Annotated in this window: 16 protein-coding genes, 1 tRNA gene and 1 pseudogene; 10 read left to right on the forward strand and 8 right to left on the reverse strand. The window is 73.0% G+C overall.

Features of this window, described 5'->3' with window-relative positions:
* Positions 1 to 14: 14 nt before the first annotated feature.
* Together ACZ6KY_RS10605 and ACZ6KY_RS10610 are read right to left on the reverse strand one after the other, a co-directional pair.
* Positions 15 to 758: a helix-turn-helix transcriptional regulator gene (locus tag ACZ6KY_RS10605; RefSeq protein WP_469309950.1), complete on the reverse strand. Its 744-nt coding sequence runs from the start codon at positions 756 to 758 to the stop codon at positions 15 to 17.
* A 10-nt stretch (positions 759 to 768) separates the two neighbouring features.
* Entirely contained in the window at positions 769 to 1,707 is a 939-nt protein-coding gene (locus ACZ6KY_RS10610; protein WP_469309951.1) for an alpha/beta hydrolase, read from the reverse strand.
* Between the two features lie 107 nt (positions 1,708 to 1,814).
* Here ACZ6KY_RS10610 and ACZ6KY_RS10615 point away from each other — a divergent pair.
* Positions 1,815 to 2,135: pseudogene (locus ACZ6KY_RS10615) on the forward strand (Scr1 family TA system antitoxin-like transcriptional regulator); the annotation flags it as partial.
* Positions 2,136 to 2,318: 183 nt separating this feature from the next.
* Here the strand turns inward: ACZ6KY_RS10615 and ACZ6KY_RS10620 are convergent.
* From ACZ6KY_RS10620 to ACZ6KY_RS10630, 3 genes are all read right to left on the reverse strand, one after another.
* The gene (locus ACZ6KY_RS10620; RefSeq protein WP_469309952.1) at positions 2,319 to 3,806 is read right to left on the reverse strand and encodes a glycoside hydrolase family 18 protein; all 1,488 of its coding nucleotides are present in this window, start codon (positions 3,804 to 3,806) and stop codon (positions 2,319 to 2,321) included.
* Between the two features lie 202 nt (positions 3,807 to 4,008).
* The gene (locus ACZ6KY_RS10625) at positions 4,009 to 5,385 is read right to left on the reverse strand and encodes a sensor histidine kinase (RefSeq protein ID WP_469309953.1); all 1,377 of its coding nucleotides are present in this window, start codon (positions 5,383 to 5,385) and stop codon (positions 4,009 to 4,011) included.
* On the reverse strand, positions 5,382 to 6,086 hold the full coding sequence (locus tag ACZ6KY_RS10630) for a response regulator transcription factor (protein ID WP_469309954.1): 705 nt from the start codon (positions 6,084 to 6,086) through the stop codon (positions 5,382 to 5,384). The genes ACZ6KY_RS10625 and ACZ6KY_RS10630 overlap by 4 nt, the downstream gene beginning before the upstream one ends.
* A gap of 155 nt (positions 6,087 to 6,241) precedes the next feature.
* Between ACZ6KY_RS10630 and ACZ6KY_RS10635 the strand changes: the two genes are divergently transcribed.
* Entirely contained in the window at positions 6,242 to 6,784 is a 543-nt protein-coding gene (locus ACZ6KY_RS10635; protein WP_469309955.1) for a hypothetical protein, read from the forward strand.
* Positions 6,785 to 6,908: 124 nt separating this feature from the next.
* Here the strand turns inward: ACZ6KY_RS10635 and ACZ6KY_RS10640 are convergent, their stop codons facing one another.
* Entirely contained in the window at positions 6,909 to 7,814 is a 906-nt protein-coding gene (locus tag ACZ6KY_RS10640; RefSeq protein ID WP_469309956.1) for a spermidine synthase, read from the reverse strand.
* Between the two features lie 196 nt (positions 7,815 to 8,010).
* A complete protein-coding gene (locus tag ACZ6KY_RS10645) occupies positions 8,011 to 8,448 on the reverse strand; it encodes a hypothetical protein (RefSeq protein ID WP_469309957.1) in 438 nt (145 codons plus the stop codon).
* Between the two features lie 299 nt (positions 8,449 to 8,747).
* Between ACZ6KY_RS10645 and ACZ6KY_RS10650 the strand changes: the two genes are divergently transcribed.
* The gene (locus tag ACZ6KY_RS10650; RefSeq protein WP_469309958.1) at positions 8,748 to 10,316 is read left to right on the forward strand and encodes a hypothetical protein; all 1,569 of its coding nucleotides are present in this window, start codon (positions 8,748 to 8,750) and stop codon (positions 10,314 to 10,316) included.
* A gap of 19 nt (positions 10,317 to 10,335) precedes the next feature.
* On the opposite strand, the gene ACZ6KY_RS10655 is transcribed toward ACZ6KY_RS10650, so the two are convergent.
* Positions 10,336 to 10,932, reverse strand: coding sequence for a histidine phosphatase family protein (locus tag ACZ6KY_RS10655; RefSeq protein WP_469309959.1), 597 nt, complete (start codon positions 10,930 to 10,932; stop codon positions 10,336 to 10,338).
* Positions 10,933 to 11,198: 266 nt separating this feature from the next.
* On the opposite strand from ACZ6KY_RS10655, the gene ACZ6KY_RS10660 reads away from it, so the two are divergent.
* The 7 genes from ACZ6KY_RS10660 (at position 11,199) to ACZ6KY_RS10690 (ending at position 17,937) form a co-directional block, all read left to right on the forward strand.
* Positions 11,199 to 12,200, forward strand: a complete 1,002-nt coding sequence (locus ACZ6KY_RS10660; protein ID WP_469309960.1) for a phosphatase PAP2 family protein — start codon at positions 11,199 to 11,201, stop codon at positions 12,198 to 12,200.
* Positions 12,151 to 13,512, forward strand: coding sequence for a hypothetical protein (locus ACZ6KY_RS10665; RefSeq protein ID WP_469309961.1), 1,362 nt, complete (start codon positions 12,151 to 12,153; stop codon positions 13,510 to 13,512). The genes ACZ6KY_RS10660 and ACZ6KY_RS10665 overlap by 50 nt, the downstream gene beginning before the upstream one ends.
* Positions 13,503 to 15,098, forward strand: a complete 1,596-nt coding sequence (locus tag ACZ6KY_RS10670; RefSeq protein ID WP_469309962.1) for a hypothetical protein — start codon at positions 13,503 to 13,505, stop codon at positions 15,096 to 15,098. Before ACZ6KY_RS10665 ends, ACZ6KY_RS10670 begins: the two co-directional genes overlap by 10 nt.
* The gene (locus ACZ6KY_RS10675; protein ID WP_469309963.1) at positions 15,095 to 16,429 is read left to right on the forward strand and encodes an AAA family ATPase; all 1,335 of its coding nucleotides are present in this window, start codon (positions 15,095 to 15,097) and stop codon (positions 16,427 to 16,429) included. The genes ACZ6KY_RS10670 and ACZ6KY_RS10675 overlap by 4 nt, the downstream gene beginning before the upstream one ends.
* A gap of 145 nt (positions 16,430 to 16,574) precedes the next feature.
* Positions 16,575 to 16,952, forward strand: a complete 378-nt coding sequence (locus ACZ6KY_RS10680) for a hypothetical protein (RefSeq protein ID WP_355850939.1) — start codon at positions 16,575 to 16,577, stop codon at positions 16,950 to 16,952.
* Positions 16,953 to 17,126: 174 nt separating this feature from the next.
* On the forward strand, positions 17,127 to 17,873 hold the full coding sequence (locus ACZ6KY_RS10685) for a bifunctional DNA primase/polymerase (protein WP_469309964.1): 747 nt from the start codon (positions 17,127 to 17,129) through the stop codon (positions 17,871 to 17,873).
* Positions 17,864 to 17,937 (forward strand) — tRNA-Lys (locus tag ACZ6KY_RS10690). Before ACZ6KY_RS10685 ends, ACZ6KY_RS10690 begins: the two co-directional genes overlap by 10 nt.
* Positions 17,938 to 17,941 lie beyond the last annotated feature (4 nt).

Genomic DNA, 17,941 nt, shown 5'->3' on the forward strand with positions numbered 1-17,941 from the left:
GGTGACAGGAGACGTCACCGACGCGGCGCCTTCCGTTTCCTGGGCGGGGGCGTGAGGGAAGCCAGCGCGGTGGGCCGCTTCGCCCCGGCTGCGGCCGAGCCCAGCAGCAGCTGGGTCAGGTCATGGGACCGCGCCTGCTCATCGGTCGGAGCCGCCGCTGTGATGCGGTCGAGCCGGAAACCCCGTCCGGCCTCTCGCGTGCGACACCAGGCGATGAGGTACCACCGGCCGTCGGCGGTCAGCAGTCCGGCGGGCTCCACCACGCGGTCGCTCTCGCGCCCTGCCGCGTCGACGTAGGACAGCCGCAGGACCGAGTTCGCGGTGAGGGCCCGCTCCACCGCGGCGCGGACCGTGGAGTCGGCCGGGGAGGGCAGCGTGACGATCCGTGCGGCGAGTTCCTGTGCCGCCACCGAGGCGGGACCGGTCATCGAGGCCGCGATCTTCTGGGCTGCCGTACGGGCCGCACCGGCGTACGGGGCGGAGGCGTCCGCCCCGGCGAGCGCGACGGCCAGTGCCGAGGCCTCGGCGGCGGTGAACCGGATCGGGGGCAGGGTCATCTCCGGGTCGATCGACCAGCCCCCGCCTCGCCCGGCTGTGGCGCGCACCGGGACACCGGCCTCCATCAGCGCCTGGAGGTCACGTTGCACCGTGCGGGTGTTCACCTCGAACCGCGCGGCGAGCGCGGCGACCGTCAGCGGCCGCGGCGCCGCCGCGCGCAGCTCTTCTACCAGCGCGTAGAGCCTAGTGGTGCGGTTCACTCGGCCGACGCTACCGCCCCGCGGTGGACAGGAAGTCCCGCTCGCGCCGCAGTTCCCGCTCGGTGACGGTCAGGGGGAACAGGGTGAAGCCGTGCATCGCGCCGGCGACGACACCGAGTTGCACAGCCGCGCCTGCCGCCTGCCAGCGTCGGGCCAGGAACAGCGAGTCGTCCAGGAGCGGATCCTCGGTGCCGACGACGATCCGGGCGGGCGGCAGGCCGGACAGGTCGGCGAACAGTGGTGAGACCTCGGGATCGCGGCGCTGTTCCGTCCCCATGGCCGGTGTGAACAGCTCGTAACTGCCGCGCAGCGCTTCGGTGTTGCTCAGCAGCCGCTTTGATCCGAACAGTCGCTGGCTCGGTGTCATCGACAGGTCGTAGGGGCCGAAAAGCAGGTGGGCCGCCCGGAACGCGCCGGTGACGCCGTGCCGGTCGCGAAGGCGCAGCAGGGTCACGACACTCAGATGGGCACCGGCCGACTCACCGCCGATCAGGAGCCGTTGAGTGCCGAACTCGGCTGCGGCGTGGTCCACCAGCCATCGGGCGGCCGCTTCACAGTCGTCGGGCCCGGCCGGGAACGGGTGTTCCGGCGCGAGGCGGTACTCCACGCTGACCACGGCCAGCCGTGCCTGTTCGGCGAGCCGCCACAGCCTCTCGTCCTGCCCGTCCGCGGAGCCGAACGCCCAGCCGCCTCCGTGTATGTGCAGGTACACGCCGTCGACGTGGTCGGGTACGAACACGCGGGCTTTCACCCCGCCCGCGATGACGCGGTCCTGGCCCTGCGGCAGTCTCACCGGTGGCGCGTCGCCGGCGAGCCGGTTGCGCCGCAGCGCGGCGAGCAGGGTCGCGTCCGGCACCCCTTCGCGTGCCTGGCGGCTCGCCGCGGTGGCGGCAAAGGTCTCGTTGAACTTCAGGGTCTCGGCGAGGCAGTCCTCGTCTGTGATCGTCATGCTGTCGACAGTCGCAGCCGTCCGCGACAACGTCCTGTCACCTTTTCCTGGTGAGCCGCGTCACAGACCTGCCGCATCGCCTGTCACCCCGCCCGGCCCTGCCGTCCGTGGGGGCGCGCATCGCACCCCGACGGTCACCCGCAGAGATCCGGCCGTCCCAGCTCGAACCAGGTCGCCTTGCCCCGGCCCGGGACCTGACGGAACTGGAATCCCGGTCTACGGTGCTGCGGACGCACGAGCCGCTCGTGATCCCGGGGATGCTCCAGACCGAGGAGTACGCCCGCGCGGTGCCGGGAGCCACCGAAGGGGACCCTCAACGGGCCGTCCGTTACGTCGGGTTCCGCCTCGCGCGGCAGCGTGTCCTGCTCGGCGACGCGGCGGTGACATACCGAGCGGTCATCCACGAGGCCGCGTCGCACGCCCAGGTCGGCGGCCCGGCGACATCGCCACCTCCACGCCCCGCGCGCCGGCGAACCTGCGCCTCGCGCTCAAGGACGACTCCTGGGGGCCGGCTCGGAGCCGGTGAGAAACGACTACGACGCCCCGGCCGGGTGGGGGGTGGAGAAGTCCGGCCGGGGCGTGCGACCCCCGTTTCGCAGTGGCTGGTCGGGTTACTTCAGCGCGGCGAACGCCTTCGAGAAGGCGCCGTCGCTCTGGAGGATGGAGCTGCACACCGCGTCGGCGGAGTTCTTGGCACCGCCGGCGCACTGCTTGTCACGGGCGGCGGACCACATCGAGAGCCCGCCGAGGCCCTTGGACTGCGCGAAGGTCACGAGCTGCGAGGCGTCGTCGACCTTGAAGATCTCCGAGGACACGTCGTTGACGCCGATCATCGGGGTGATGGCGACCGTCTTCCACGCGGCGCTGTCGGAGAGGCCGAGGACGCTCTTGATCTGCGCCTGGGTGGCCGTGGCGGCCTGCTGGGCGAGGTCGCCCATGTCACCGCTGAACGCGGGGCCGTAGTCCATCGCCATGATGTTCACGGCGTTGATCTTCACGCCGTTGGACCTGGCGTCGGAGAGCAGGTTCACGCCGTCCTGGGTGAGGCCCTGGGGCAGGACCGGCAGGGTGAAGGAGACGTCCAGGCCCGGGTGCTGCTGCTGGAGCTTGGCGATGGCCTTCGCGCGGTTCGTGTTCGCGGTCGCGTTGGGCAGCGCGCCGCCCTCGACGTCGAAGTCGACCTTCGTGAGCTTGTAGGCGTCCACGGCCTTGCCGTACGCCGCCGCCAGCGCGTCGGCCGAGGAGCAGGTCGTGGCCAGCTCCGAGCCGGAGGCTCCGCCGAAGGAGACCCGGACGTCGCCGCCCTTGGCGCGCAGCGCGCCGATCTGCGCCGCCACCGCGTCGCTGGCGAGGTCGCTCACGCCGCCCCACTTCGGCGTGCAGCCGCCGCCGTCGGTGATGAACGCGAGGTTGTAGTTCTTCACGCCGGTGGCGTCGGCCGCCTTGACCAGGTCGAAGGCCGGGAAGAGGGAGGTGTCGACGTAGGGCGCGAAGCCCGCGGACGTCGTGGTGCCGCTGCCCGAGGTCTGCGTGGGGGACGGGGTGGCCGTGGCGGTGGCGGTCGCCGTCGGCTTCGGGGTCGCGCTCTGCGTCGCGCTCGCGGTCGGGGTGGGCGTGGCCGTCGGGGTCGCGGTCTGCGTCGGACGGCCGCTCGGCTCGGGCGTCGCGCCGTCGTCCACCGAGCACTTGGTGCCGTCGATGACACAGCCGGTCGGGTTCGCGGTGCCGTTCACGACGAAGCCGACGGTGACGGACTCGCCGGCCGCCAGACCGTCCTTGTCCCAGGACGGCGGCTTCACGGTGACGTGCTGCCCGCTCACCGTCGACGTCGCGTCCCACAGCGAGCTGAGCTTGGAGCCCGAGGGCAGGTCGAACTCCAGCGTCCAGTCCGGCTTCGCCTGGTTCGTGTCGTTGGAGACGACGTACTGCGCGGTGTACCCCGTGGACCACTCGCTGGTCCTGGTGTACGCGGCGCCGACGCTCGCCGCGTTCGCGATACCGGTGAACAGGAGGGCGCCACCGCCGGCCACGGCCGCGGCGACGATGCCGCCTATCGCCTTGTTCCTGCCACTGATTTTGCGCCGGTGCGTACTGCTCATCGCGTGTGCCTGCCTTCGCGGATTCACGGGGGTTCGCTGGGGACGTCCCAGGGAGTGCGGCATCACGCTAGCGATCCGGAATCGGTCAAACCGCTTGATCCGGACGGTGGTTGCGGATCTTAGGGTGCGCTTAAGGAAGGCATCGGGAGCCGTTAAAGGTCGAGACCAATGTGAGCGGTTTGGCGCGTCTCACAGCTGTCGCTCAGCGCACGCCCGCGCCGCGCTTGCGGCGCCGCACCCTGCCCCGGTGCCCGCTCCGGACGGGGGCCCGTCCGTCGAGCTGGATCCAGATGCGCACCTCGGTTCCGCCCAGCACGGAGGAGCCGATCCGTACGTCCCCGCCGGTCGACTCCGCGAGCCGTCGCACGATGTCGAGACCGAGGCCCGTCGACCCGTCGTTGCCCGAGCCGCGTCCGCGCGCCATCGCCGCCACCGGATCCACTATTCCCGCGCCCGCGTCCGACACCAGCATGATCACGGCGTCCTCGGCGTTGTGCACGTCGACCGCGAAGGCCGTGCCCTCGGGGGTGTGGCGGAAGACATTGCCGAGGAGGGCGTCGAGCGCGGCGGCGAGGTCGGCGCGGGCCACGGGTATGCGGACCGGCCGGTCCACGCCGGCCACCCGCACCTTGCGGCCCTCGTCCTCCGCGAGCGCCGACCAGAAGTCCATGCGTTCCCGGACGACTTCGGACGCGTCGCACCCGGCGCCGACGCCGATCGCCGCGGTCTGCGGCTTGGCCTCCCGGGCCGTCCGGATGATCGTGTCGACCTCGCGCTCCAGCTGCGCGACCGCGGCCCGGGTCTGTTCGGCGGCCGGCCCGTCGCCGAGCGAGGCGGTGTTGAGGCGGAGCACGGTCAGCGGTGTACGCAGCCGGTGCGAGAGGTCGGCGGCGAGTTCCCGTTCGTTGGCCAGCAGTTGGACGACCTGGTCGGCCATGGAGTTGAAGGCGACGGCGGCCAGCCGCAGTTCGGTCGGCCCTTCCTCGGGCACACGGGAGCCCAGCTTCCCCTCGCCCAGTTCGTGCGCGCTCTCGGCGAGGTGCTGCGCGGGCTGCACCATCCGCACGCCCAGCCGGTCGGCGACCGCGACGGAGCCGACGACGAGGGCGACACCGACCCCGGCGAGAACCGCCCAGGCCGTACCGACGCCGTTGCTGACCTCGGCCTCGGGGACGTACACCTCGATGACCGCGATCTCACCGGAGCTGAGCGCGATGGGCTGGAGCAGCGCGGAGCCGCCGGGGACGTCGGTGGTGGAGGCGCGGCCCAGCCGCCGGGTCATGGCGATGTCCTTGCCGGCGGCGCGCTGCTTGCCGATCTCGACCGCCGGTTTGCCGTCGGCGGCGGGGATGTGCACGCCGATCCCCATGTCCGAGCCGGCCGAGGCGACGACCCGCTCCAGCTCGTCCCGTTCGGTGGTGATGGAGAGCGCGGGCGCGATGGCGGCGGCCTGCCGCTCGGCGTTCGAGAACGCCCGGTCGCGCGCCATCTCCTTGATCACCAGGCCGAGCGGGACCGCGAAGGCGACCACGACCATCGTCGTCACCGCCACGCACACCTTGACCAGTGCCCACCTCACAGCGGTCGCTCCACTCTCGGCGGCTCCAGCTTCACGCCGACGCCCCGCAGCGTGTGCAGATAGCGCGGGCGTGCCGCCGTCTCCCCCAACTTCCTTCGCAGCCAGGACAGATGGACGTCGATGGTCTGATCGTCGCCGTAGGCCTGCTGCCACACCTCGGCGAGCAGTTCCTTGCGCGGCACGACGACGCCGGGACGCCCGGCCAGGAAGGCGAGCAGGTCGAACTCGCGCCGGGTGAGGTCGAGTCGTACGCCGTCCAGTTCCGCCTGGCGGCGCAGCGGGTCGATGGCGAGCCCGCCGACGCGGATGACCGTCGACACGGGCGCGTCTCCCACGGTGGCGCGCGAACGGCGCAGCACCGCCGCCATCCGCGCCGACAGGTGCTCGACCGAGAACGGCTTGGTCAGGTAGTCGTCCGCGCCCGCGTTCAGCAGGCGGACGATCTCCGTCTCGTCGTCCCGCGCGGTGGCGATGATCACCGGGACGTCGGTGATGCCGCGCAGCATCTTCAGCGCCTCGGAGCCGTCCAGATCGGGCAGTCCGAGGTCGAGGATCACGACGTCGAAGGAGAAGTGGGCGACCTCGCGCAGCGCCTCCAGGGCGGTGCCGACGCTGCGCACGATGTGCGCGGCCTCGGTCAGATGCCGGATGAGGGCCGAGCGGACGAACTGGTCGTCCTCGACAACGAGCACACTTGCCATGGGCGGCACCGTACGCCATCCGGGGGACGCCGTACGGAGGCTGTGGACAACCCCGGGAGGGCACCTGTGGACAATCCCGGCCGCATCCCCGGGACATTACGGATCTTGGCGGGGTCGTGAGACACCGTTGGGGCTCGTGGTGCAGTATGGCCGCGATGCGCAGAGGACTCGTACACGTACTCGCGTGGTCGCTCGCCACGGGCGCGGCGGTCACGCTGTCGTGGTGGGGTGTCCACACCGTCATGACGGGGACGGCGTACGACCCGCCGCGGGCCCTGCCCATCACGGCGGCCGGTGCGACGACGCGGGAGACGAGACCGCTGGCGTCCTCGACCCAGCGGGCCGAGCCGTCCAGGAGCGCGCCGAGCAGGCCGTCCACGAGCCCGGAGCCGAACGCGGCACCCTCGAAGTCCGCGCCGGCGAACGGCGGTCCCACCGCGGCCTCGCCGACCTCGACGGCCTCCCCCGCCTCCTCCGGACAGGTCAAGAGCTACGACTCCGACGGCGGCCGGGTGGTCTTCGACATCACCGCCACGTACGGGACGCTGGTGTCCGCGACGCCGAACACCGGCTGGTCGATGCAGGTGTGGAAGGTGGACACGTACATCCGCGTGGAGTTCACCTCGGGCGCCGACCGGGTGTCGGTGTTCTGCGACTGGCACGACGGGCCGCCGCATGTGGACATCGGGACGTACTGACCCGACGGACGCGGCGGGCGTACGGACGTACGCGGGCGGCCTGAGCAGGCGAGCGGGAGTACGCGACCTGCTGACGGACCGGCGTACATGTCGGAGCCGCTTTCCAGGGTGTGCTGACGCCGGGTCAGCGGAACACGGACGGCGGCGGCGCGGGTGACGCGACCGCGACCGCGTCCGTGACCGGTACGGCGCCGCCCGTGAAGTCCAGGAGCTCCTTGCCGTGTTCGACCCTGGCGGGGTGCGGGTCGGAGGCGGCGCGGCGGGTCAGTTCGGTGATCGGCAGCGGGTGGCCCGAGGCGACGAGGACGGCGTTCCCGAAACGTTTGCCGCGCAGCACGGTCGGGTCGGCGACCAGGGCGAGTTCGGGGAAGACGGAGGCCACGGTGGCGATCTGGCCGCGGAGGTGGGCGAGCGGGGGCCCGTCGGCGAGGTTCGCGGCGTAGACCCCGGAGTCCTTCACCGTCCGGCGGACCTCCGTGACGAACTCGACGGACGTCAGGTGTGCCGGGGTGCGCGCGCCGCTGAAGACGTCCGCGATGACCAGGTCCGCCCAGCCGTCGGGCACCTTCGCGAGACCTTCCCGGGCGTCCGTGGAACGGACCCTGATCCGGGCGTTCGGATCCAACGGCAGTTCGCGGCGGACCAGTTGGACGAGGGCCGCGTCGCGTTCGACGACCTGCTGGGTGGACCGGGGTCGGGTCGCGGCCGTGTAGCGGGCCAGGCTGAGGGCGCCGCCGCCGAGGTGAACGACCTGCACGGGCTTGCCGGGCGGGGCGACCAGGTCGATGACATGGCCGAGGCGGCGCTGGTACTCGAAGCTCAGGTAGGCGGGGTCGTCGAGGTCGACGTGGGACTGCGGGGCGCCGTCGATGAGCAGGGTCCAGGCGCGTGCCCGGTCGCGGTCGGGCAGCAGCTCGGCGAGCCCGCCGTCGACGGCCTCCACGACCGCCTCGGCCGCCGCCTGCCCCCGTCGCCCGCCCCGCCCCGTGTCGCGGCCCTCGTCCGCCCGCTGATTCCTCGCCCTTGCCATCCCGCCATTATCGGGGCGCGACGACGGCTCGGCTCAGCGACCGGTCACGAGGGTGGCCGGGCGGGCGCCGCGAGGGCTCACGGACGCCGTCCGCGGGGTGGCCGGACAGGCGACCAGCAGGACTCACCGGCGCCGCGACCGGGACCGCTCCCGCGGGCATCCGGAAGCGGGGGCCGCCGCGGGCCGCCCGGCGGGGTCACCTGCAACCGTCCGCCGCCTCGATCAGCCGGGCGGCCTCGCCGAGCGCGGCCCGCAGCACCGCCGGGTCGGTCGCGAGGTCCGCCTCGCCGGGCGGGAGCAGCCAGTCCGAGCCCTCGACCGGGGGCTCGGGGGCCGGCCGCAGGCCGCGGCCGATGGTCTGCGTACAGGTGCTGCCCGGCACGTCCCAGGCGTCCGCGGTGCCCGGTGGCACCAGGAAGCCGAGGGTGTCGCAGCCCCCGTCGTGCAGAACGGGACCTACGAGGTCGGCCGCACCACGGCGCAGGATGTCGACCGCCTCCAGTCCCTGGCGCGCCGGCACGGTCACCAGGTCGCATTCGGTGGCCGGCAGCAGCGGAACGCCGCACTCCGGGGACGGCCTGTGCTGCGCGGTCGACGGCGGTGTACGGAAATCGGTGCTCTGCGTGATCTGCATCCCGGCCTCCAACGGAACCCCTCCTCATGACGAGTGGGTCGGGAGTTCGGGCGGCTCCCGGTCCACCCGGTTCAACGCGCCAGGACGTCAACGGCTACGGCGAAACTCCGCCACAAAGGATGGCAGTTCATGGCAGATCGTGGATGAGATATCCGGTTTGTAGCCAAACCCAGCGTGGCGGCGTTGTCACAACGGGTACGTTCTTGCCCCGCCGGAAGCAGGGCACCTACTGGGCACAACCCGGTCAACCCAGCCCGAAATCCGGCATGGTTCGACGGTTCGCAAGAGAGGGCCCGGCCATGGCGTCGTCAACGGTGACCTCGTCCCCGTCCCCCCGGCCACCACGGCCGAATCTCGCCTTCCGGCGGTTGCGCGGCCAGCGCTCCCCGGGCGAGTTCGCCGCGGCGGTGCGGAGGGCCGCGCGCGAGATCGGCGAGCGGGTCAGCTGCGACGCGCGCTACATCGGGCGCGTCGAGGCGGGCGAGATCCGCTGTCCCAACTACGCGTACGAGCGGGTGTTCCTGCACATGTTCCCCGGCCGCACGCTGACCGACCTCGGTTTCACCCCCCGCTCCCGGGTCCGCGGACGCGGGGCGCGCGACACGGACGAAGCGCCCCCCGCGCACTCCACGAACCCTTCACACGCCCCGTATGAGACCGACGGGGCGCACGAGACGTATGAGACGCCGGGTGCACGCCGCTCCCGGGCTCTGCACTCCCCGCACACCGCGCACGACCCGTACAGCCCGCATGATCCGCACGACTTGCATGATCCGTACGACCCGCACCACTCGTGCGATCCGTACGACCCGTACGAGCAACGCGATCAGAACCACGAGGAGAGCGACGTGCAGCGTCGCGCATTCATGACACGAGGCACCGCCACCGTGGCGGCGGCCTCACTGGGCCCCTTCGCGGGCTCCTTCGGCGGCAGCGCCGCGGCGGTCGGACGGCATGTCCACCGGGCGGGTACGTCCGAGGCGGGCGCCCTCGAAGAGGCCGTCCGCAAGATCCGGCTGCTCGACGACCGGCACGGGGCCGACGGCCTCTACCGGCGCGCCGCGGCACCCCTGCGCACGGCGTACGCGCTGCTGGACGCGGGCACCACCCGGCAGGCCACCGCCGACCGGCTGTACTCCGGGGCGGGCGAACTGGCCATCTCGGTGGGCTGGCTGGCACACGACTCGGGGCGCTTCGACGACGCGCGCTCGCACTACGCGGAGGCCCTCGCGACCGCCCGGATGGCCGGCGACCCGGGTCTTGAGGCGCACGCCTTCTGCAACACGGCGTTCCTCGCGCGCGACGCGGGGCGCCCGCGCGAGGCCGTGCGCGCGGCCCAGGCGGCCCAGCGCGCGGCACGCCCTCTGGGCTCCCCCCGGCTGCTCTCCCTGCTGGCGCTGCGCGAGGCGGGCGGCTGGGCCGGGCTCGCCGACCGCAGGGGATGCGAGCAGGCGATGGCCCGCGCCCAGGCCCTCTACGAGCGGGGCCCCTCGGAGACCGATCCCGAGTGGATGACCTTCTACGGAGAGGCCGAACTGGAGGGTCTCGAAGCGCAGTGCTGGTCGACGCTGGGCGACTGGACCCGGGCGGCCCGCCACGCACGCCGCGCCGCCCACCTCCAGGACCCGCACTTCACCCGCAACATCGCCCTCTACACCGCGGAACTCGCCGACGACCTCGCCCGGGGCGGCCGCCCCGACGAGGCCGCCCTCGCCGGTCTGCGCGTCCTGGACCTGCTGAACGAGGTCCAGTCCTCCCGCATCCAGGCCATGCTGGCGGCAACGGCCCGTGTCCTGCTCCCGCACCGCAGGGCCTCGGGCGTCTCCGCGTTCCTCGACCGCCACGCGAGCCTGCCCCGCACGGCGTGAGAGCAGCCCCGGGCTCCGGTCAGGCGCTCAGGTGTCCGCAGTCGTTCCACACCTCGACGGCGGGCTCCCCGTAGGCCCAGCCGAGCACCGACAGTGAGGTCGGGTTGAGACGGACCCGGGCCGCGAAGTCCAGCGGAAGGCCAAGCCAGCGGGCGCCTATGGAACGCAGGATGTGGCCGTGGGCGAAGACCAGCACATCGCGGTCCTCGGAGCGGGCCCATGAGACGACCTCGTCCGCGCGCGCGGTGACCCGCTCCAGCGTCTCCCCCTCGGGGACGCCGTCGCGCCAGATGAACCAGCCGGGGCGGATGCCCTGGATCTCCGCCGGGGTCATGCCCTCGTAGGCGCCGTAGTCCCACTCCATGAGCGCGTCCCAGGTGCTCGCGCGCTCCCCGAAACCGGCGAGTTCGCACGTCTCGTGCGCGCGCGCGAGCGGGCTGGTGCGCACCTCGACCCCGGGGAGCCCGTCGAAGGGTGCCCGGTGCAGCCGCTCGCCCAGCAGCTTGGCGCCGCGCCGCCCCTCTTCCAGGAGCGGGATGTCGGTCCTGCCGGTGTGCTTTCCGGACAGCGACCATTCGGTCTGTCCGTGCCGGGCCAGCAGGATGCGCGGTGCCATGAAGAACAGCCTTTCCGGGACGGGCGGCACGAGTGAGAGATCGCTCACTCGATGACGACTTGAGGAGTGGGTCATTCCATCATCGCTCACCTGTACTCGGGGCAACCCGGGGGGCGATCTCCGCGTCTTTGAGATCCGGGGCGCCCCCTCGGGGCATTCGCGTACACCGTAAAATCCCGGGGTGGCCACGGACCGAGGTCAGCGGACCGCGGACCGTCGGGTCACCACGAGCAGATGGGCACGAGCAGATGGGGGAGGGCGATCGGATGCCGCAGACCGATGCACCGCGTACCGAAGCGGCACCGCGCGCCCGGTCGCGCCGGGGGACCGAGCCACGCGCGTCCGCGGCGGACCGGGCACGGCTCCGCTGGTGGACCGAGGTCCCGCTGATCCTGCTCGTCTACGCGTCGTACACGGCGGGCCGGCTGCTCGCCCGGGGCGACACCGACGGCGCCGTCGGCCACGGCCTGTCGATCCTGCGGATCGAGAAGCTCCTCCACCTCAACGCCGAACATCCGCTGAACCGGCTGTTCACGCGTGAGGCCTGGCTGGGCGTGCCCGCCGACTTCTGGTACGCGTCGCTGCACTACCTGGTGACGCCCGCGATCCTGATCTGGCTCTTCCGCTCCCGGACCGTGCGCTACCGCGCGGCCCGCACCTGGCTGATGACCTCCACGTTCATAGGCCTGATCGGCTTCACCCTGCTGCCGACCTGCCCGCCCCGGCTGCTGTCGCCCGGCCACGGCTTCGTCGACACGATGGCCCAGTACAGCTCCTACGGCTGGTGGGGCGGCGAGGCGAGTGCGCCGCGCGGTCTGGGCGGGATGACGAACCAGTACGCGGCGATGCCGAGCCTGCACGTGGGCTGGGCGCTGTGGTGCGGAGTGATGCTGTGGCGCCACGGCCGTACGCCCGCCGCCAAGGTCGCCGCCGTCGTCTATCCGCTGTTCACCACGATCGTCGTGATGGGCACGGCCAACCACTACTTCCTGGACGCCGTCGCGGGCGCCGCGGTGATGGGGGCCGGCCTGCTGCTGGCCCCGTTCGTGATGCGGGCGGCGGACCGTCTGCGGACCCTCCTCGAAAGCCGTGTCCCGTGGGCCTTGGGTGCCTCGCGGGGCGAGGGTTCCACGATTGTCAGTGCGGGGTGCCAGACTTCCCCGGGTGAACGAATTCCCCGACAGCGCGAGTCCCGAACCGGGCCGGGAGCCGAGCAGGGTGCCTCTCCCACGGACGCGGGGGACAGCGCTGCGACAGCAGCTCGCTGAGCTGCGCGGTCCGGACGTGGCGCCGAAGGCGCTGGACGCGCGCGCCCTCGCGGCGCTCGCGGCCAACCCCGGGTGCGACCGCCGTGCCCTGCTGGACGGGGCGGGTGTCGACAAGGCGAAGCTGGCGAGCGCGCTCGGCGCGCCGTCCGCGTTCGGGATGTCGCAGTTCGCCTTCATGCGGGGCAACGCGTTCGAGGCGCGGGTCAAGGCCGACGGCGGTGCCGAGCTGCTGCGGCTGGTGCACGAGAAGCTGGACCCCGGCGCCGAGCCGCCCGGCGCGGGTGCCGTGCCCGACCTGAGCGCGATCGGCCCCGAGGGACGCGCGAAGCGTACGGAGCTGGCGCTGCGCGAGGCCACCGGGGCCGGTGCCTGGACCCTGCTCGACCACCCCATGCTCGCCCTCGACGTCGCGGGCTCCGCCGCCTTCCTGGAGCCGGACGCCGTGGTCGTGCACCCCGACGGCCGCTGGACGGTCGTCGAGATCAAGTCGTTCCCGATGCTGGACGGTTCGGCCGACCCGGCCAAGGTGGGCGCCGCCGCCCGGCAGTCCGCGGTGTACGTCCTGGCCCTGGAGGAGGTCGCCGCCCGCCTCGACCCGGCCCCCGAGGTCCGCCACCGCGTTCTCCTGGTCTGCCCGAAGGACTTCTCCAACCTCCCGGCCGCCTCGGCCGTCGACGTCCGCAAGCAGCGCGCGGTCACCCGCCGCCAGCTCGCCCGGCTCACCCGCGTCGAGGACATCGCGGCCGCCCTCCCCGAGGGCAGCTGCTTCTCCCCCGCCCTTCCCGCCGAGGAACTGGTCACGGCCGTCGAGGCGGTCCCCGCGACCTACGCCCCCGAGTGCCTGTCCGCCTGCGAACTGGCCTTCCACTGCCGGGCCCGCTCACGCGCCGAGGGCGCGGTGACCTCGCTCGGCCGCTCGCTGCGCGCGGAACTGGGCGGCCTGACGACCGTCCCGGACGTACTGGCCGCGGCACACGGAAAGGCCGGGGACCCCGACGACCCCGCCGTCGCGGCCCTCAGGAGAGCGGCACTGCTACGGGCGGAGGCCCTGCGCGGCACGGCGTCGGAGACCCACGCCCGAGCCGGGGAGGCCCGGGTGCCGGTCGCGCCGGCGTCGCGAGCCCGCGTACCGGAAGACCTCGCGCCACGAGTTCCCGGACCCGGAGCCTCCGCGCCCGCGGTTCCCGCACCCGGAACCCCGGTGCCGGAGGCCCACGCTCCCGGAGCGCCGGTGCCAGGAGCCTCCGCGCCGAAAGCCCCGGTGCCGGTGGCCGGTGCCTCGGACGGTCGGGGGGTGGGCTCATGTCGCTGATCGCCACCCTCGCGCGGCTGGAGGCCGTGGAGAGCGGGCGGGCGCAGCCCGCCGCCACCGTGCTCCACCGCCATCTCGTCGAACGGCCGCTGGTGTTCGTGCCGCTCACCACCGCGGGCGAGGCGGGAGCGCCGCTCGGCGCGCTCGTCGGCACGGACCGGGACGCGCCCCGGCTGCTGGTCGTGCCGCAGCCCCGCGACCGCGACCTGCGGTTCGCCTTCCTGGCCGAGCTGGCGGACGTCGTCCTGCCCTACATCGACTCGTACGCGGACGTGGTCGAGGCGGCCGAGCGCAGCGAGACCGATCCGGAGACCGGCAAGCGCGTCAAGGTCGAGGTCGAGCTGTGCGCGGACGCCCCGCAGCTGATCGTGCCGGGCCGCGCGGGCATCGAGTTCGTCCGCCTCCTCGGGCGCTCCACGCGGTTTCGCCGCACCGCCGAGCAGGATCCCGAGACACCGCATCCGGCGCCACCACGGGTGCCGTTGTCCGGGCGCTGGCTGACCCACTTCGGGGAGCGCGCCCGGGTGCCCGGCTCCGCCCTGCTCCTCGCCCTCACCGACGTGCTGTCCCGGCACTGGGCCACCGGCCAGAGCAGCCTGGAGGACCAGCATCTCGGCGCGCTGCTCGCCTGGCTCGATCCGCCGGACGGCGAGCCGGGCGCCGAGGCCGCGGTGCGGGCCGAGCTCCAGCGGGACGCGCGGGGCCAGCTCGTCTGCCCGCCCGCAGGACCGGCCACCGACCCCGCCTTCGACAACCAGCTCCTGGCCCCCGCCATCGAGCGCTACGACCGCGCGCGCACCGCGCTGGCCGCCGCCGAGGACGGCATCGAGGCGGACGACCGGCTCGGTGAACTGACCGCCGCGGAGCGGCAGATCCGCGAACTCGTCGCGAGCGTCACCCGGCCCACCTGGGACGCGGTCTGGCACGGGCTCGACCTGCTGCGCGCGCTGCCGGAAGGGGCGCACGCCGCCGACCGGTGGACCCGCGACCGCTGGTCGTTCACCGGACACCGCGACCGGGTCGTGGCGGGCGAGCCACCCCAGCCGCGCCGCGACGACGCGGTCACCGCCGCGAACAAACTGGCCACCCGCGAGCGTGAACAGGCCCGTCTGGAAGCGCAGGAGGCGCTGGACGACCCGCTGGTCATGGCCGGCCGGCGGCTCGCCGGAGAGGCGTTCGCCGGGGAGGTCACCGACGTCGTGATGGCGTACAGCGAGGGCAGGCGGCCGAGCCCCCGCCCGCTGGTGACCGTCCGCACGGACGACCGCCCGCACCTCGGGGAGCGGGCCAGGGTGTACCGCTCACTCGGCGGGAAACCGCAGGCCGCGGAGTTCGTGGGGTACGACGACGAGGGCGCCGCCGTGGTGCTGCGGATCGTCGACAAGATGGGGCGCGGCAAGGAACCCGAGGCCGGGTCCCTGCCCGAGAAGGGGGACCTCGTCTGCTTCACCCTCTTCGAGCACGAGCAGCGCGGCGGCGCCAAGCTGCCCGACCCGGAGGAGACACCGTGGACGCACGGAGGGCCGCCGGGTGAGCCCGACGCCGTACCGCTGCCGGACCCGGTGACCGAGGAGGACGTCCTTTGACCGCCGTGTTCGACCCGGGCGCCGAGGCCGCCCGCGCCACCGACGCGATCCTGCGCGACACCCTGCACGGCAGCGACCGCGGTGTCGTGGTGGACTCCCCGCCGGGCGCCGGCAAGTCGACCCTCGTCGTCCGGGCGGCGCTCGAACTGGCCGCCGCGGGACGCCCGTTGATGGTCATCGCGCAGACCAACGCCCAGGTCGACGACCTGGTGCTGCGGCTCGCCGAGAAGGCCCCGGAGCTGCCGGTGGGGCGGCTGCACAGCAGCGACTCCGACCCGTACGACAAGGCGCTCGACGGTCTCGACCAGGTGCGCAAGTCGACGAAGGCGGCCGACCTCGCGGGCCTGGACGTCGTCATCTCCACCGCCGCGAAGTGGGCCCACGTCAAGGGCGTCGAGCCCTGGCGGCACGCGATCGTCGACGAGGCGTACCAGATGCGCTCCGACGCGCTGCTCGCCGTCGCCGGGCTCTTCGAGCGGGCGCTGTTCGTGGGCGACCCCGGGCAGTTGGACCCGTTCGCGATCGTCGGTTCGGAGCAGTGGGCCGGACTGTCCTACGACCCGTCGGCGTCCGCGGTGACCACGCTGCTCGCGCACAATCCGCAGCTGCCGCAGCACCGGCTGCCGGTGTCCTGGCGGCTGCCCGCGTCGGCCGCGCCACTGGTCTCGCACGCCTTCTATCCGTACACGCCGTTCCGCAGCGGCACCGGTCACGGCGACCGGCGGCTGAACTTCGGTGTCCCGTCGGACGGTTCGGGCACCGACCGGGTCATCGACGAGGCGGCCGAGTCCGGTTGGGGTCTGCTGGAGCTGCCCGCCGGGCACACACCGCGTACGGACCCGGAGGCGGTCCACGCGGTGGCCGCGGTCGTACGACGGCTGCTCGACCGGGGTGGTGCGGCCACGTCGGAGCGGGCGGAGGATCCGGTGCCGCTGACGGCCGACCGGGTCGCCGTCGGCACGGCACACCGGGACCAGGCCGCGGCCGTGCGGGCGGCACTGGCCGGCCTCGGCGTCACGGACGTCACCGTCGACACGGCGAACCGGCTCCAGGGACGGGAGTTCGACGTCACGGTCGTCCTGCACCCGCTGTCGGGGCGACCCGACGCCACGGCGTTCCATCTGGAGACCGGACGGTTGTGCGTGCTCGCTTCCCGGCACCGGCACGCGTGCATCGTGATCTGCCGGGAAGGAATCACGGAGTTGCTGGACGACCACCCGTCGACCGAGCCCGTACAGCTGGGAGTGACCGTGAAGTTTCCGGATGGTTGGGAGGCCAATCATTCGGTGTTGTCCCATCTGGCGGAGCATCGGGTGGCGTGGCGGCCCTGAGCCCCGTTCCGGGCACACCCGGCCCGGCAAGGTCCCGCACCGGCAGGACGTGCTCGACCCTTCGGGCCCACTTGCGCGGGCGCGAGACAATGGACGGTGGCCCTTTACCGAGAGGGGCCCCTGAACCGTACGAGGAGGAGAAGACATGGCGGAGCCCACGCCGCGTCGGAACGAACCGCGGCTACGCCCCGCGCCCCTGCTCTTCGAGCCCGCGGAAGCCGCCGGGGATCCGGAGCACTTCTTCGACCTGGAGTCGATCGACGATCCGCGCGCGCTGCTGGACCGGTCCACGGAGCTGGCGCACGCGTTTCGCGCCGCCGCCGACCGGGCCGTCGAGTTCCAGGCCATCGCCGCCGCTCAGCTCGCCGATCCGCGCCGCTTCGACCGGCTGACCGCCGCCTCGATCGCCGAGCGGGCCGAGTGGACCGAGGACTACGCGAAGAAGATGGTCGAGTTCGGCCAGGACCTGCTGCGGGGCACGGAGGGCAACGGACACGGTCACGGGGTGACCGACCCGCTCTGATCCGGCTCACCCGCCGAGGGACTGCCGAGGGGCCCGCCGAGGGAAAACTCGGTCGGCGCCCCAAGTTTCCTTGGCATATGCCAGCCGGGCAAGATACTCCACCTCACCCGATCCTGTCCCGATTTCTGGCAACCCTCCGGGATCAAGCACTCACCACCGGTAGATGTATTCGGCATGAGCAGCACACGGAACCCGCCGAGCAGCACCCCTCGCAGCCCCGGAGCGCCGTCGCCCGAGCGGCTGGACGTCTCGGGTGTCACGTCCGAGGGAGCCGCCTGGCTCGCCTCGGCGGGAACGTATCCGCGCAGCACGCTCGCCCTCTGGCGCGAACGGCCGAACGCCCCGGTCGTCCTGCCCTGTGGCAGCGCCTTCGACGTCGTCAGCGCGCCGGCGCTCTTCGGACGGCGGATGCTCGACCGGCTCTGGGACGACGGACCGGGCTCGGGCCCGGTGGCGGCGCACCGCGGGCGGATGCTGCTGTTCGCCGCGCCCGGCACCGCCCAGCGGCTCCCCTCGCTGATGAGGTGGGAGGAGTGGGGCTCGGGTGCCTCCGTGGAGCGTGAGGCGGTGGAGCGTGAGGCCGTCGTGGGGCACGGCGGCCCCGGGGAACGTGAGGGGCTGGGACAGGGCGGGCATGTGGGGCGGTGCAGGGAAGTGCCGCCGCTCCTCTGCCACGGTACGGGGGACGCGGTCACCGTGCCCGCGCTGAGCACCGGCGACGGCGGCCCGGAGGCCGTACGGCCCGATTCCCGCTGGCTGGTCGCCCCCGACACACGGCAGCCGTGGCTTCCCGGCCCGGAAATCCTGCTCTGGGCGGCCGTACGGGCGGCCCGTGCGGCGGCGTCGGCGGCGGTACGGATATCGATTTTTCCTCGCGCCGATCAGGATGCTAAGGTCTACGACGTCAGCAGGCGCCGCTAGCTCAGTTGGTTAGAGCAGCTGACTCTTAATCAGCGGGTCCGGGGTTCGAGTCCCTGGCGGCGCACGCC

Source organism: Streptomyces sp. NPDC042002, from assembly GCF_055588305.1.

Excerpts from the sequence above, each read along its gene's own strand:
- ACZ6KY_RS10660 (WP_469309960.1), top strand. The coding sequence starts at position 11,199 with ATGCCGCAGACCGATGCACCGCGTACCGAAGCGGCACCGCGCGCCCGG.
- ACZ6KY_RS10680 (WP_355850939.1), top strand. The coding sequence starts at position 16,575 with ATGGCGGAGCCCACGCCGCGTCGGAACGAACCGCGGCTACGCCCCGCG.
- ACZ6KY_RS10645 (WP_469309957.1), bottom strand. The coding sequence starts at position 8,448 with ATGCAGATCACGCAGAGCACCGATTTCCGTACACCGCCGTCGACCGCG.
- ACZ6KY_RS10655 (WP_469309959.1), bottom strand. The coding sequence starts at position 10,932 with ATGGCACCGCGCATCCTGCTGGCCCGGCACGGACAGACCGAATGGTCG.
- ACZ6KY_RS10620 (WP_469309952.1), bottom strand. The coding sequence starts at position 3,806 with ATGAGCAGTACGCACCGGCGCAAAATCAGTGGCAGGAACAAGGCGATA.
- ACZ6KY_RS10610 (WP_469309951.1), bottom strand. The coding sequence starts at position 1,707 with ATGACGATCACAGACGAGGACTGCCTCGCCGAGACCCTGAAGTTCAAC.
- ACZ6KY_RS10650 (WP_469309958.1), top strand. The coding sequence starts at position 8,748 with ATGGCGTCGTCAACGGTGACCTCGTCCCCGTCCCCCCGGCCACCACGG.
- ACZ6KY_RS10630 (WP_469309954.1), bottom strand. The coding sequence starts at position 6,086 with ATGGCAAGTGTGCTCGTTGTCGAGGACGACCAGTTCGTCCGCTCGGCC.
- ACZ6KY_RS10635 (WP_469309955.1), top strand. The coding sequence starts at position 6,242 with ATGCGCAGAGGACTCGTACACGTACTCGCGTGGTCGCTCGCCACGGGC.
- ACZ6KY_RS10640 (WP_469309956.1), bottom strand. The coding sequence starts at position 7,814 with ATGGCAAGGGCGAGGAATCAGCGGGCGGACGAGGGCCGCGACACGGGG.
- ACZ6KY_RS10685 (WP_469309964.1), top strand. The coding sequence starts at position 17,127 with ATGAGCAGCACACGGAACCCGCCGAGCAGCACCCCTCGCAGCCCCGGA.
- ACZ6KY_RS10670 (WP_469309962.1), top strand. The coding sequence starts at position 13,503 with ATGTCGCTGATCGCCACCCTCGCGCGGCTGGAGGCCGTGGAGAGCGGG.